This window comes from Pedobacter cryoconitis (genome assembly GCF_014207135.1).
GTDB lineage: Bacteria > Bacteroidota > Bacteroidia > Sphingobacteriales > Sphingobacteriaceae > Pedobacter > Pedobacter cryoconitis_D.
This window is the reverse complement of the sequence record NZ_JACHCC010000002.1, coordinates 61,477-76,033: the sequence shown is the minus strand read 5'-3', so window position 1 is coordinate 76,033 and position 14,557 is coordinate 61,477. Positions and strand designations below refer to the sequence as shown.

Sequence of the window (14,557 nt, the reverse complement as noted above, 5' to 3'; positions counted from 1 at the left end):
TAAATAAAAAAATAAATTATCCGGTGACAACGAAATAAATATTAAAAAAGTATCATTATTACGAAGTGTAATTGTATATATTTAGTTACAAACTAAATAACTATTAACTATTAACCACGTAATTATGAAAAAACTATTACCGAGTTTATTCTTGTTCCTATTTTTTGGCCTCACTCAGCTGATGGCCCAAAATAGAACAGTAACAGGAAAAGTCTTAGGATCTGATGATGGGCTGCCGCTCCCAGGTGTCAGTGTCCATGTCAAAGGCACAAAATCAGCCGCAGTGACTGGTTCAGATGGAAAGTTCACCATCAAAGCAAATTCAACTGAAGTACTTGAATTTCGTTTTCTCGGCTACCTGCCGAAAGAAGTGAGTGTTGGTAACCAGACTACAATTAATGTAAGCCTGGCTCCTGACTCCAAACAATTAGAGGAAGTTGTGGTAACCACCGCCCTGGGTATCAAACGTAAATCTAAAGAAATCGGCTATGCTACGCAGCAGATCTCCGGACAGGCAGTTACTGCCAGTAAACCTACAAATCTTGCCACAGGGCTATCTGGAAAAATAGCCGGTTTACAAATTAACCAGGCAAACAACCAGATTGATGCCGGCGACCAGGTCAGAGTAGTATTAAGAGGTAACCGCTCTTTTACTGGAAACAACCAGGCGCTTTTAGTATTGGATGGAGTTACTGTCGCATTAAGTCAGCTCAACTCTATTAACCCCAACGACATCGAAAGTGTCAACATCCTAAAAGGAGCAAATGCAGCTGCTTTATATGGTTCTGACGCTTCAAATGGGGTAATTATTGTGAGTACTAAAAGGGGGAATAAGGATGTAAATTCTATTAGTGTAACTAATACAACTTTGCTAAATCGTTTATCTTATTTCCCTAAACTACAAACGCAGTTTGGAGGAGGAACAAATACGGATATATTCGGTTTCCCTCAGTATACGCCCTATGAAAACCAAACATTTGGAGATCGTTTTGATGGTAGTCTCAGACCACTTGGAAGAGTTCTACCTGACGGAACAACTCAAATGGTTCCTTATACTTACAAAAAGGGTGCAAAAGAAGCCTTTTTCGATACTGGTATAGATGAACAAAATGATGTAACGTTCTCTGGCGGTGGAGCAAACGGTACTACTTATATCAATGCACAAAATGTAAAAAGTAAAGGCTACGTACCCGGAGATAAGTCTAATCGTACGGCGTTCCGTATTAATGGAACCCGGGTATTAGACAAATTTACGGCTGACTACTCTTTTGGTTATACCCAGAGGAATTATGACAAAAGTACTTATCAGGTTTATAACGTCTTGATTAATACCCCTCCAAATGTACCAATAACCGATTATAAGGACATTACGTCAAAATATGGAAATCCTAACGATTTTTATAATGATTATTACCTGAGTCCTTACCAGGGTTTAAAACAGTTTCGTAATAATGAACGCAGAGATGATTTATTGGGAAATCTGTCTATTACTTACAAACCTACAGATTGGTTGAGTTTCTTAGTCAGAGGTGGTATAAGTACAAAGAACACACAGGGTAAAGACAGGAATTTTGCATTGACCTATTCAGATGCTGCAAAAGCAGCAGGTAAATACATTGCCAGTAACCCGCAAGTTGTGCCTTCTTCTGTAGATGACTACAATTATTTTGAAAGCAGATACAATGGTGATTTTTTAGCAACAGCAACTAAAACGTTTAATAAATTCAAATTTACCTTAATTGGTGGAACACAGTTAACACAGAAAAATTCCAAGAATTTGTTTCTAGGTGGAAGTAACCTGGTTATCAATGACTTTTTCAATGTGGTTAACCGATCCGGTGATGCGAATGTCTCGGAATCTGAGTTTAATCAGCGTCAGCTTGGTGCGTTCGGAGATTTAACCGTTACTTATAATGACTACCTGACTGTACATGCTTCTGGTAGAAATGACTGGGACTCAAGATTAGCGAAAAACAAACGCTCTTTCTTTTATCCTGCAGTAGATGCTGCATTTACTTTAACCGATGCGATTGATGCATTAAAAGGAAGTAAAATTTTAAGCAACGCAAAAATACGTGGTGGAATTTCAAAAGTTTATGCGGTACAGGTTGACCCCTATTCATTACAGGCTACATTTGGTGTAGGTGGTGGATTTCCATATGGAAGCACGTCTGGCTTTACTTTAGGAAATACAGTATATGATCCAAATTTAAAACCAGAGCAGACTATTTCAAAAGAAATTGGATTAGACCTGGGCTTCTTAAACAATAGAATTACTTTAGAAACTTCTGCTTATTTACAGAACACTAAAGACCAGGAAATTACAACTGGTGTCGATATGTCGTGGTCAACAGGTTTTAATAAAGCAGTCATCAATACTGGAGAAGGACAGAATAAAGGTTTTGAACTTACCTTGAATGCTACACCAGTAATAGGCTTAAGTAATGGCTTCAGATGGAACGTTGGTATTAACTACTCTTATAATACCAACAAGGTATTATCCTTATACCAGGGACAACCTTCTTTAAGTATAGGCAACAATAACTACATCGTTCTGGGGCAAAGCTACCCTTCACTGCAGGTAAGTGCTTATCAAACTGATCCACAAGGAAGGACAATTGTTGATGCGAATACAGGTTTGCCTCTTAAAAATCTGACTAATAAAGATTTTGGACAAGTTAACCCAAGTACCAATTTAGGTTTGAACACAAGTTTCAGTTATAAAAACTTCACCTTATCAGCGGTTGCTGAATACCGCAGTGGTAACGTATTTTACAATGGATTTGCTTCTACCCTGGATTTTGCAGGGATCAGTTCCACCTCTGCAGCGGCAGGCCGTGAGCGCTTCGTCTACCCTAATTCAGTAATCCAGACTTCTCCAGGTGTTTTTGTTCCTAATACAAATGTAACTACCAATTCGGGTGGTGGTTCATTCTGGGCGGATGGTATCCGCAGAGATGTAGCATCAAATTACGTGGTAAGTGCCGCATTCTGGAAAATCAGAGAAATTTCATTGGTTTATCAGGTTCCTGCCGAATTTTTGCTGACGCATGCCAAGTTTATTAAAAACGCCAGTATTGCATTAGTAGGAAGAAACTTATTCATGTTCAGGCCAAGTGACAATATTTATACAGATCCTGAGATCAATATTGGTACTGGCAATGCTCAGGGAGTAAACAACCTGAATCAGACTCCGCCAACAAGAATTTATGGATTCACAGCAACTGTAGGGTTTTAACCAAAAGACAAGAAAAAAATGAAAAAGAAATTAATATATCTCTTTGCAACTTCAGTAATGTTACTGGGAGGATGTAAAAAAGGCTATTTGGATATTAATGATAATCCAAACAGCTCAACCAACGCAAGTTCATCGCTTGTACTAACCGGTGCTTTAAATAATACAGCTGCAACTACGACCGGGAATTCTATCTTTTATAGTTTCGCCGCATTGTGGATGAACTATTGGGCCCCTACTGGTGGTTTATCTGGATTTTTTGAAGAAAGAACCTATAATTTCACTTCTAACTGGTCGGGTTCTACTGTATTATGGGCCAACTTATACAATAACCTGGAGGACTATTACTACATAGAGCCTAAAGCAGCAGCTGAGGGTAAACCTTTTTATGTAGCTATAGCTAAAACAATGAAAGCCTGGGATTATCAGTATTTAGTTGATTTTTACGGTAATATCCCATACAGTCAAGCCCTGCAATCTACCAAGTACATCACTCCTAAATATGATAAAGCACAGGATATTTATGAAGATCTGGCTAAACAACTAGATTCAGCTGCCAACATATTTAAAGCAAATGTGGGTAAAGTACCATCGGGAGATCAGACATATGATATCTTTTATAAAGGGGATGCAGCTGCCTGGGGAAGATTTGCCAATACGATTAAATTAAGGCTACTACTCCGTCAATCAGAAATGCCAGGCAGAACTGCTTATATCCAGGCAGAGATTGCGAAGATTACGGCAAATGGTTTAGGTTATATTGGTTCTGGCCAGAGTGCAAAAAGTAATCCGGGGTATTTGAATTCTGACGGAAAACAAAATCCATTTTATGGTAATTATGGTTTTACAATCGCAGCAATAGAAACCCCTACTGCTCAGCATAATTATTACCTGGCCAGTGATTATGGAATGAACTTTCTGAAAGTAAACAATGACCCCAGGTTGAAACAACTTTATGCATCTATCAATGATAATAAAGGAACCACTTATGTAAGTATCCCATGGGGGCCGGATCCAACAGCTGATCAGAAAATTGACAAGGTTTCTTCTATCGGCCGTGCCTTATTAAAATCTCCGATTCAGGATCAGTACATCATGGCAGACTTCGAAAGTTTGTTTATACAGGCTGAGGCTGCTCAAAGAGGGCTCATAACAGGAGATCCAAAAGCATTATATCAGGCTGCAGTTAATGCCAATTTCCTTTATTTAGGATTGACTTCGGCCAGTGCTACTAATTACATGACTAATCAGGACGTTGCCAATTGGGATAACAATACAGATAAAATTGCCCTGATCATCAAACAAAAATGGGTTGCCATGAACGGAACAAATGATATCGAGCCATGGATTGATTACAGACGCCTTGAACTTCCGGCCGATATGCCAATCTCTACTGCGTCTGGAGTTACAACTAAAAAAATACCCGTAAGAATGTTGTATCCACAGGGTGAATATAACTTCAACTCAGCTAACGTAAGTGCTGAAGGTGCTATAAGCCAGTTTACAACAAGATTATTCTGGGATGTTAAATAATTAAAAAACAGAAGATGAGAAATAATATATTAAAATGGACATTACCGGTTTTATGTGTAATCGGGCTGTCTTCCTGCCTGAAAAATAAAAATGCACAGCCAGATTTTTCGAGTGTTACTCCTGTTGTAGAAATACCTGTTAATGCTCCTGCCGGAAACGGTGGCGGGAATTCACTTATCGCTTCATTTACAGTTGATCCGGCGTTGAGTGATTATGTTTTCTATGTAAATTACGCTGCACCTGCGGCAAATGCCAATGATCTCAAAATAACACTTGCAGTAGATCCGACAGCTTTGGCGACGTATAATACTACAAATTCAACAACATTACCTATTTTACCAAGTAATGGATATGTAGTGCCAACTACTGTAACTATTCCGGCGGGACAACGTAAAGTTCAGGTACCTATTAAAATTAATACATCGGTACTGGACCCGACCCTGGCTTATGCTTTACCTATAACCATTACTGATGCATCGGGTGTGATCATCAGTAAAAACTTTGCTTCATTGATTCTGAACATCGTTTTGAAGAATAAATATGATGGTAAGTATAATCTGAAAGGTTCCATTCTCAGAGCAGGTGATAATGTCCTGAGTGGTAATTTTAAAGGTTATTCAAAAAGTCTCACTACGTTTGGCGTAAACTCAGTTCAGTTTGGTCAGATATGGGCAGATGGTTCTAATACTGGTGGTATTGATGGATTGACACTTACTGTCGACCCGGCAACCAACAAAGTTAAGGTTACCAGTACTACTAACGCTGCAGTAGTTAACCTGCCAACATACGACAATCGTTATGACCCGGCAACGAAAACATTCTTTGTTTCGTTCTACTGGGGAACGGGTCCTACTAACAGAGCTGCGACAGATACCCTGACTTATACCGGGCCAAGGTAATCCGTGATTTAGTTAAAATGTAAACAGCCGCCTTATGTATTTATAAGGCGGCTGTTTTTTTTATGTGATGGTTAGTGATGTTCATTTTCCCTTTGAGGATGATTCTCACGCTGAGCCTGTGGATGCGGCTGATTATGATGTTGTTGCTGTTGCTGAGGTCTGTTCATCTGTGGATGACCCTGTTGCTGTGGCCTGTTCATTTGTTGAGGTCTATTCATTTGCTGACGCGCCTGTTGCTGTTGTTGGGCCTGACCAACTTGTCCGTTAGCCCTCATTCCGTTGTTTGCATTCGGCTGGCGGGCATTCATCTGATTATTACCACCATTCCTCTGATTCGCATTATTTACCTGGTTTCCATTCATCCTGTTTGGCTGTACTGCATTTGCACGTCCCTGCGAATTAAAAGTACGACCATTTACTCTGTTCATCGCAACTGTTGATGGTTGCCCATGATTTACATTAGCAAATTGACTACGATCCTGTCTTGCGGTTTGCTGATGTGATAACTGAGAAGAAGTAGCCTGTATATGATTCTCATTCATTGCCTGACGTTCTTCAGCTCTTGGCTGTACATTCACCCCACCCCGGCCATTAAAGCTCGTACGGTTATTATTAACAGTATTATTGATTACTGTATTGTTCACATAGGTATTATGGATAACGGTTGTGTTTACATTGGTAACTGAGGTATTGTATCTGTATGCCCCTCCATCCCATCTTCCACCAACAAAACCGACACCACCATAACCAAAGCCATAATTAATGCCTCCATAGAAACCAATATGCGAACCCCAGTAACCTGTGTGAAAACTGTAAATTCCGCCATCATAACCCCAATAAGCAGGAGTCCACAATACACCTACACGTGGAGGACGTACCCAAACACCCGGTACCCAATAGTAACCATCGGCATCATCATAAGCCCAATAACCTGGTGTCCAAAGGTATCCATCGGCAGGACATGCTGGCTGTGTATAAACAGGTAGTACTGGTGGAGCAATCCTTGCGGATATATTAACTCCTATACTGATCTGCGCAAATGCAGTGGTCTTAGCGAACATTATTGCGACAAGCAGAAGACCAATTTTTGCAATTCTTTTCATAAGTATGATTTTTAAATTTTCATACCTCTATGAGTTTAATACTTCAGGATAGTTTAAATTAGAATTACATTAAAATTAATTAATAGTCCGCTTCAGATCAGTATTTTGTCATTTCCGGGGAAAAACATCATTTTAGACGTCTTCTGGCCACCACTTTAAAGGAAACTCGATCTGATCCACAGAACTCACGATCAGATCCGGTTTAAATGCATAATGACTAAGCTGCTCCTTCTGTGCTATTCCAGATAAAACCAGGATAGTTTTGTATCCCATCTGGACACCGCCCTGGATATCCGTTTCCATAGTGTCACCAACCACAGTAGTCTCAGCTGTTTCCAAACCTAAATGTTTTCTTGCAGAACGCATCATTACCGGACTTGGTTTTCCAATTACAAAAGCCTTACGACCAGTGGCCTCTTCTATCATTGCAGTAGTTGCCGCGATCCCCAGGTTATTCCATCCCGGTTTTTTAGGTGAAGGATCTCTGTTGGTTGTAATAAACTTAGCCCCAGCCAGAATCATATCCACAGCACGCTGTACCATTTCTAAAGTAAAGTTCCTGCCTTCGCCTAAAACCACAAATTCCGGATCAGTATTAACCAGTGTAATCCCATTTTCATGCAGACTACTTAACAATCCTCCTTCCCCTAATACATAGGCTGTACCATTAGATCCCTGATCACCAAGAAATTTGCCTGTGGCCATCGCACTGGTATAAACATGATCTTCACTGACAGTAATATCAAGTAATTTTAGCTTACGGACCACATCAAGCCTTGTCCGCTGACTATTATTAGTCATGAAAGTAAACGGAATATCCTTTTTAAGTAATCCGGCAATAAATTTATCAGCTCCTTCTATTAACGTTTCGCCGCTATAAATAACGCCGTCCATATCAATCAAAAGTCCATGTTTCATATCGTAATTATGTTAAATCGTAAAATTAAGGCATTATTTTCTGCTGATGACAAATATAGTATACAAAACAGATAATAGGATTAAGGATATTACCTAATGGAAAGGAAGATCTCTGAGCAGAAAGACCAGGCACACCAGAAAAACACTTATAATAAAACACATCACCCAGCCTGATAAACTCTTTTTGTTAATTGATACAGCCATAACAGCACTTATCACCGATCCGGCAAAAGACAACAGGACCAGAATAGCAAAACTAACCTCCAACCATCCTTTCAACCAGGGTTCCAGAAGTCCAGTTGCAACAATATAGAGGAATAAGAAAAAAAGGAAGAGAACCATGGATATAATGGCATAGCGCGAAATCGGGATATATTTAGTCTTCATTATTAAACAATCTTAAACCGGAAACTGATGATTTGTCTTTCTGTATTCTTTTCCAGTATGAATATTCAGGTAAAACCTGAGCTTTTTACTACATTCAGTTTTAGTGACCTCTCCTTCCGGATTAATCTGATCATATATCGCAGCCGTTATTAAACGGTCATTGATAATGTCAATCAGTCCTTTATATTCCTTTTGATTATATCCGTTTACATCGGTTCTCTTTACTGTATAAACGGCAATACCAGGAGCAATTTCATCTTCCAGATAGTCATACGCCGGCTGCACCTGCCACTCCCGTTTTTCTGTATCATAAATTCCATATTTCTTTTTCAGCTTGTCTTTTACACGATACCAATATTCAGAAAACGCGCAAGTGCCCAATATTTCATCTATATTCATTTCATGGGAAGAAAGATCAGGATACAAAATACTTACACCAGACGACTGTTTAAAAGCTAAACGGCCATCGCTAAACATTTCCTGGAAGCCACTGTAAACAGGAACCTGAGTATTCCAATTACCTTCTGTATCCAGTAAAAAAGCACCCGTCCATTTATCAGTTCTTTCAAATCCCCTGGTGATCACCAAAAAAAAGTTACTATTGGGTATAGATTTAATTAAGGTAATTCCTTTTAAAATTTCAGCAGCAGTAAAATTTCCACCCAGACCTTCATAATCACTGATTAATACTGGTACAGGTTTGACAAGATCAGGGAACAGATACACCTTTCCTTCGTTGCTCTTGTAAATATCTGCACGCGCTAATGGCTCAATAAGTTCATATTGATAATAATGATGTTTATCAACTGTAATTTTTTCGCCGGTGGAACTGGTATTGAACTCTATATTTTCTTTAGCGGTATATTCAGTATTAAGTATATGAGTCACCTGATCAAAGCCCGTCCGGAGTTTCTTTTCAGGGTTTAACTGATAACAATTATCCATAACAACAAAGGACTTTCCATTGCCTGCAATCTTTATATAGTTCCAAGAGTTATCCAGATGACTACCCTTCATCAAACACTGGCTAAACAAGATTTTACGAGCCGATAAAGAGCGAATCTGCCATTTAGATTTACAAACTCTTAAAAAGCCCCGGTTGTTAGACGTAACAACATAAATATCAGGCATCAGCCTCCAGTTCCAAAACTGCCACCAGGCATTATAACTTTTCTGTGTAACCAGCAAAGTATCAGTCTCTGTTGAAAATAATTTTACAGATACATATTGAGGCTGGAGAACCTGTTTTCCATAGACATCAATTACACCGTACCGACCCATAGACCCTACAATAGCATAACCATTTGTATATAAAGATGCCTCGTCAAATTCAGTTTGTATCACTGGATTTCCCAGCTCATCACAATAGCAGAATTTTCCTGTTTCGGTTAACCAGGGATACAATTCTGGAATTTGTGTTTTCATTAATGGAATAGATAGGTTTACTGAACTCATTAGTTGGTTAAGGTAAATCATTTTTTTAATTTACATAATAGATAACTTTTATTTTATCTGTCATCAATTTCCGATAAACGGATATCTTTATCCCGAATAATATTAAAATTCTAGTCCTATGGTACCCAGATATACATTGATCGTTTGCTGCATTATTCTTTCATATACTGAACAAGTATGTGCCCAAATTGGGCTAAACAATAATCAACAGCTTATCCCATTTATTGATCAACATCACAAATGGGGTTACCTGGATGCAAAAACTGGGATAATGAAGATCAAGCCGAAATATGACTTTGCTGCACTTTTCAATAATGGACAGGCGGTTGTAGGTTTGAAAAATCCAAATCCCAAAAATTATTCCGAAGACCGGTTAGAAGGATTGATAGATGAAACAGGAAAAGAAATATTTGCCCCACAGTTCACTGGTCGTTATGAGGTAAAAACACGTCAGGGTAACATTCTTCCCCAGCTCATTCAATATACCACAGCCGACGGCAAAACAGGAATTGCTAAAACTCAGGGAGGCTGGCTGATGGAACCAGGAAAATATGAGAGCTTTGAATTTTATGATCAGGATCATTACCTGGCAGGGAATGTCTTTTTTTCAAAAGGTAAAAGGTATACTCCACCAAAAAACTGTGTTATAGAAACCGTAGATATGGAACATCGGTTTTTCTATACCCAGAGAGACAGCATATACCATGGAGTATCTTCCTGGGAAGGAAAGACATTGGTATCTCCGGTTTATTTAGACGTTAAATATATAGCTGGCCCTAAACGTTTTATAGCAGACAGGTTAATTAAAGAAATGACATCAAAAAACATCCAGGATGAACTTCGGATATTAGAAACAGAAAAGCAAGCCGGCAAAGATGTGATCTATAATTACTTACTGGATGACCAGGGTAAAGAACTTAAACGCTTTTCCTCACAATACGAAGCGACTGTCAATAACAAAGAGAATCTGGGGATCTATGAGCGAAATGGTCATCAGGAATATTTTGATCTGCTTACCGGTAATCCTGTTCCTGTTGCAAAAGTAGAGTCTGTTAATGGTTTTCATGTTTTCCAGAAAGAGCAGCGCTATGGAATTGAAGATGAATATGGAAAAGAGATATTATCTCCAAAATATGATAAGATCAATTTTATTAATCCCGGTTTCATTATTGTAACCGATCACAGTTCTGGCAAAACCGGCGTAATTGACATACATCAGCAACAGCTTGTTCCCTTTCTTTATGGTAGTCTGGATGGACTCAAAGATGGGAAAATGATAGCTTATAAAGATAATAAATACGGTATGATAAATACAAAGGGACAGGTCCTCATTGATTTCAAATACAAATTGTATTTCTATTTTGATGAAAATGGAATGGCCGAAGTCTATGATGATAAACACGGTGTGATTGATACAACAGGAAAAACAGTGATCCCATTAGTCTTTAACACCCTTTTCAATACTAAAACAACCGAAAAAACTGAACAGACTTATTATACTGCAGAAAAAAATGGCCGCTGGGGATTGATGGATGACCATGGCAAGGTGCTAATTCCTTTTGAATACGGATATGTTTCTGTCGGAGCTGAAGACTTAAAAAAAGGCTGGGTAAATGTAGAGGATACGGCAAGGATAAAACGCGGAGCCATCAATATTCTTACCGGCACTAAAATACCTGCTGATTACGATATTGTCAGACATTACAACAGTTTCACGATTACAGGCATCCGAAAGAACAATGACTATCAATATAGTTTGCTGTCTGCTGAAGCTAAGCCAATGACCAGTGAAGCATATGACAAGCTAGACTATACAAATGGCTATCTGCTTGCACAAATTGGAAAGAAATATGGTGTTATGGATACATCAGGCAAGGTATTGATCCCTTTTACCTACGATTATTTATGGGCTGAAACACCTTCCCTTTTACTGGCAGAAAAAGATGGAAGGCAATTCTATATCAACATCAGCGGCAAGAAATTTATTCATTCAGATTAAGTCATACAACAGCCAAAAAACATATTTGATTTGGACTACCCTCTTTATTCTTTCTGGACTATAAACAAAATCCATTTGCACTGTAACTTTATGTAGGTTAAAAATTTTAAACGATGAACTTTTCCATACAGCTGCAATTAGAAAACGAGCGGATTAAGCTTGTTCCCTTAACAGAGAACGATTTTGATGAATTATACCAGGTTGCATCCGACAAAGAGATCTGGGCCCAGCACCCTAATAAAGACCGTTGGCAAAAGGAGGTCTTTCAGCAATTTTTTGAAGGTGCTATCCAGAGTAAAGGTGCATTCAGAATCGTAGATAAAACCTCAGGAGAGACTATAGGCTCTACCAGGTTCTATGATTACGATGAATTGTCCAATAGCATATTGATCGGTTATACATTTTATGCTACTCATTGCTGGGGCAAAGGATATAATCCATCAGTCAAAAAACTAATGATGGATTATATCTTTCAATATGTGGACAAAGTCTTGTTCCATGTTGGTGCGCTGAATATCAGATCACAGATTGCGATGACACGTCTGGGCGCAAAGAAAATAGCAGAACAGGAGATCTCCTATTTTGGTGAACTTCCCAAACCGAATCACATCTATGAAATCAGTAAGGAAAGTAACCTGTCCGATGCTAAAGTTTAGTGCTGCCTGTCTTTTAATTTTTCAAGGGCATTCAGCATAGCACGTTTGACAATCCTCAGGGGTAAAATATAACTATCAGACTCGCCTAGCCAATGATACTTGAGTTGATCATTTTCATCAAGATATTCCAGGGTAAGCGTGATTTTAGCTGATCTTATATTTTCAACTGCCCTCAGACGGATATTGAATCCATATTCCATTTTAACGGAGAGCTGACGGTACAGTTCTCCGTTATGTTCAAACAATTCAAAGCTATAATTCTCCAGCCAGCCAGTTACAGCTATACGTTTTTTTTCTCTGATCACAGGTAAATTCCCCAGATAGTTCAAACCCGCTTTAAGTTTTAGTGGAAAGTCTTTGTATTGATAAATATCAGCCTTTGCGACATCTAAAAGTGTTTTTTCATGAATAACATAGTCAAACGCATCATCTTTTAAAGATTCGTCACCATTCTCTTCAACACTGATTAGTTCATCAAATACAATCTCCGATAATTTGTGTGTAGAAGGAATATAGTTTTCTTCATATCCAATAGTTCCATCACCTTTCTGAAAAGGCAGCATAAGCAGAATATCCGGTTTACCAGAATTTACTAAAGCTACGGTACCGTCCAGATCTTCAAAATGCAAACACATATCATCCGCATAAACCAACCCGGCTATGGTTTTACCTTTTACAAAAAGTTCACCGTGGTTGTATCTGCCCCACAAGGTATTACACAATAGTCCGTTACCAAAGTAATGCCTGTTTCCATATAAATGAATATTAAATACCTCGACTTTACCCAGTACAACCAAAACTGGAGAATAATCTGAATCATAAGCCAGAATATGCGATTTTACCTTCAAGTCTTTCTGAAAGATAAAGCCAACAATAACGAAATCTTCCAGGCCATCAATTTTAATATCCAGTTCCAGTTTCTCCAGGGTAACACTCTCTTCTGCCAATAAAAAATAACCATTCCCACTGTAGTCTACCAGGTCCCAGCTTTCATCAAATACATCATAAAGCGGATTATCCCGAAAATCGGTCAGGTCGCCAATTAAATCTTGTGCCTGGTGATGATTAATCACTTTATAATTGATCCCACCAAATGTCACTTGGTCAACAGGAATAGTCTTTGGTATAAGTTTGTTTTGAACAGGTTGTTCTCTATCGTTCTCCATAATTATGTATTCTCTTAGCTAATCTTCAACTTAAAGTAATTACCGGTTTTACTCCTTGTATTCTCTCCCGGTATAGATATTTATATAATAAAAAGTATTTTTAGTATTGTATAGATAATCGGTATGTTTCACATATTCAGTTATATTTACTCTTCCATCACGAGCTATATTATTATACTTTGCCGGAGTCAGCGTTTTATTATGTCCGACATCAAGCAAACCATAAAGACTTTCAGGCCATCCTTTTAAATGACTAAGCTGCATATATACTATAATGTGCTCAGCTATTTCTTCTTTTAGACCATCATATTCAGGTTTTACTTTCCAGCTCCCCGTTTTTGTATCGAAAACACCATATTTCCCGCTAGACGGATCTTTTGCCATATAACAATCTTTAGAAAATTTACAGGGTACCCCCTCTTTAAAAGGCAGCTTATCCGCAATAGTCTCCTTTGGGACAGTCACTACAGTATCTTTGAAAATATCAGTTACTTTTCCTGACGTTTCCAGAATACTGTTTCTGGCATCCAACTGATATAGCTGATCGCGGATCGCTAAGTTTCTTCCCATCGTGGCAACAGAAAATGGAAACTTAAACGCATTATTGTATAAATCCCAGCTTCCCTTCTGATAGATTACAGGAGTTTCCCAGCTGGTTACCGTTTGGCGAAACAACCTCTTCTTTTCAGGTAGTGAATAAATCTCCCATTTGGTTCTGGATTCTGAATATTTAAAGAAAAATAGTGGACCACGCTCCCACTTCCAGAAAGGCAACAAATCATCAGATACCTTTTTAGTAATCAGCAGTGTAAATAGTCCGTCCGAAAATATTCCGGCAGTTTCATAATTTCCACTCTTTTTATATAATGAATAGAAATTCTCCGAGTATAAGCCAGCTGCATAAGATTTAGGTTCCGTAATAGCCTGCCCATTTTGATTAATTACGCTGTATTTGTCTTTTTCTTTAACAAAAGCATATCCATTGATAAATGATCGTGCATCTTCAAACCGGGGTTTAATCACTATATTTCCGATACTGTCACAATAACCAAATTCACCCGTTTTGGCCAACCAGGGATACAATTTCTGGACATATTCCTGGGCTTCAGCATTAACCGGGAGGACTGTATTCATTATAAGAATTAATGTAAATATTAATTTGATATGGTTTTTCAAGATAATCTTTTTTGCAAAATACCATATAAA

General features: G+C 38.4%; 11 protein-coding genes. 5 read left to right on the top strand and 6 right to left on the bottom strand.

Annotated features, from left to right (window positions below; all coding sequences use genetic code 11):
- Positions 1-124 precede the first annotated feature (124 nt).
- The 3 genes from HDF25_RS03335 to HDF25_RS03325 are packed head-to-tail and all read left to right on the top strand — an operon-like array spanning position 125 to position 5,667.
- The gene (locus tag HDF25_RS03335) at positions 125-3,238 is read left to right on the top strand and encodes a SusC/RagA family TonB-linked outer membrane protein (RefSeq protein ID WP_184622772.1); all 3,114 of its coding nucleotides are present in this window, start codon (positions 125-127) and stop codon (positions 3,236-3,238) included.
- An 18-nt stretch (positions 3,239-3,256) separates the two neighbouring features.
- Entirely contained in the window at positions 3,257-4,768 is a 1,512-nt protein-coding gene (locus tag HDF25_RS03330; protein ID WP_184622770.1) for a SusD/RagB family nutrient-binding outer membrane lipoprotein, read from the top strand.
- Positions 4,769-4,782: 14 nt separating this feature from the next.
- Positions 4,783-5,667, top strand: a complete 885-nt coding sequence (locus tag HDF25_RS03325) for a BT_3987 domain-containing protein (RefSeq protein WP_184622768.1) — start codon at positions 4,783-4,785, stop codon at positions 5,665-5,667.
- A 71-nt stretch (positions 5,668-5,738) separates the two neighbouring features.
- On the opposite strand, the gene HDF25_RS03320 is transcribed toward HDF25_RS03325, so the two are convergent.
- The 4 genes from HDF25_RS03320 to HDF25_RS03305 all read right to left on the bottom strand — a co-directional run bounded on the left by HDF25_RS03320 (position 5,739) and on the right by HDF25_RS03305 (position 9,500).
- Positions 5,739-6,770, bottom strand: coding sequence for a YXWGXW repeat-containing protein (locus HDF25_RS03320; protein WP_184622766.1), 1,032 nt, complete (start codon positions 6,768-6,770; stop codon positions 5,739-5,741).
- 132 nt (positions 6,771-6,902) lie between these two features.
- Positions 6,903-7,688: an HAD-IIA family hydrolase gene (locus HDF25_RS03315; RefSeq protein ID WP_184622764.1), complete on the bottom strand. Its 786-nt coding sequence runs from the start codon at positions 7,686-7,688 to the stop codon at positions 6,903-6,905.
- Positions 7,689-7,781: 93 nt separating this feature from the next.
- Positions 7,782-8,075, bottom strand: a complete 294-nt coding sequence (locus tag HDF25_RS03310) for a hypothetical protein (protein WP_184622762.1) — start codon at positions 8,073-8,075, stop codon at positions 7,782-7,784.
- A 12-nt stretch (positions 8,076-8,087) separates the two neighbouring features.
- Positions 8,088-9,500, bottom strand: a complete 1,413-nt coding sequence (locus HDF25_RS03305) for a WG repeat-containing protein (RefSeq protein ID WP_184622760.1) — start codon at positions 9,498-9,500, stop codon at positions 8,088-8,090.
- Between the two features lie 301 nt (positions 9,501-9,801).
- On the opposite strand from HDF25_RS03305, the gene HDF25_RS03300 reads away from it, so the two are divergent.
- Both HDF25_RS03300 and HDF25_RS03295 read left to right on the top strand, forming a co-directional pair.
- A complete protein-coding gene (locus tag HDF25_RS03300) occupies positions 9,802-11,529 on the top strand; it encodes a WG repeat-containing protein (protein ID WP_184622758.1) in 1,728 nt (575 codons plus the stop codon).
- 113 nt (positions 11,530-11,642) lie between these two features.
- Positions 11,643-12,185: a GNAT family N-acetyltransferase gene (locus HDF25_RS03295; RefSeq protein ID WP_184622756.1), complete on the top strand. Its 543-nt coding sequence runs from the start codon at positions 11,643-11,645 to the stop codon at positions 12,183-12,185.
- Here HDF25_RS03295 and HDF25_RS03290 read toward each other — a convergent pair.
- Complete coding sequence (locus tag HDF25_RS03290) at positions 12,182-13,351, bottom strand: hypothetical protein (protein ID WP_184622754.1); 1,170 nt, start codon at positions 13,349-13,351, stop codon at positions 12,182-12,184. The two genes, HDF25_RS03295 and HDF25_RS03290, sit on opposite strands and share 4 nt — an antisense overlap.
- 48 nt (positions 13,352-13,399) lie before the next feature.
- Entirely contained in the window at positions 13,400-14,485 is a 1,086-nt protein-coding gene (locus HDF25_RS03285) for a WG repeat-containing protein (RefSeq protein ID WP_184622752.1), read from the bottom strand.
- Positions 14,486-14,557 lie beyond the last annotated feature (72 nt).

Bases quoted from the DNA above. Each gene is read 5' to 3' on its own strand.
- HDF25_RS03335 (WP_184622772.1), top strand. From the start codon at position 125: ATGAAAAAACTATTACCGAGTTTATTCTTGTTCCTATTTTTTGGCCTC.
- HDF25_RS03330 (WP_184622770.1), top strand. From the start codon at position 3,257: ATGAAAAAGAAATTAATATATCTCTTTGCAACTTCAGTAATGTTACTG.
- HDF25_RS03325 (WP_184622768.1), top strand. From the start codon at position 4,783: ATGAGAAATAATATATTAAAATGGACATTACCGGTTTTATGTGTAATC.
- HDF25_RS03320 (WP_184622766.1), bottom strand. From the start codon at position 6,770: ATGAAAAGAATTGCAAAAATTGGTCTTCTGCTTGTCGCAATAATGTTC.
- HDF25_RS03315 (WP_184622764.1), bottom strand. From the start codon at position 7,688: ATGAAACATGGACTTTTGATTGATATGGACGGCGTTATTTATAGCGGC.
- HDF25_RS03310 (WP_184622762.1), bottom strand. From the start codon at position 8,075: ATGAAGACTAAATATATCCCGATTTCGCGCTATGCCATTATATCCATG.
- HDF25_RS03305 (WP_184622760.1), bottom strand. From the start codon at position 9,500: ATGAAAACACAAATTCCAGAATTGTATCCCTGGTTAACCGAAACAGGA.
- HDF25_RS03300 (WP_184622758.1), top strand. From the start codon at position 9,802: ATGAAGATCAAGCCGAAATATGACTTTGCTGCACTTTTCAATAATGGA.
- HDF25_RS03295 (WP_184622756.1), top strand. From the start codon at position 11,643: ATGAACTTTTCCATACAGCTGCAATTAGAAAACGAGCGGATTAAGCTT.
- HDF25_RS03290 (WP_184622754.1), bottom strand. From the start codon at position 13,351: ATGGAGAACGATAGAGAACAACCTGTTCAAAACAAACTTATACCAAAG.
- HDF25_RS03285 (WP_184622752.1), bottom strand. From the start codon at position 14,485: ATGAATACAGTCCTCCCGGTTAATGCTGAAGCCCAGGAATATGTCCAG.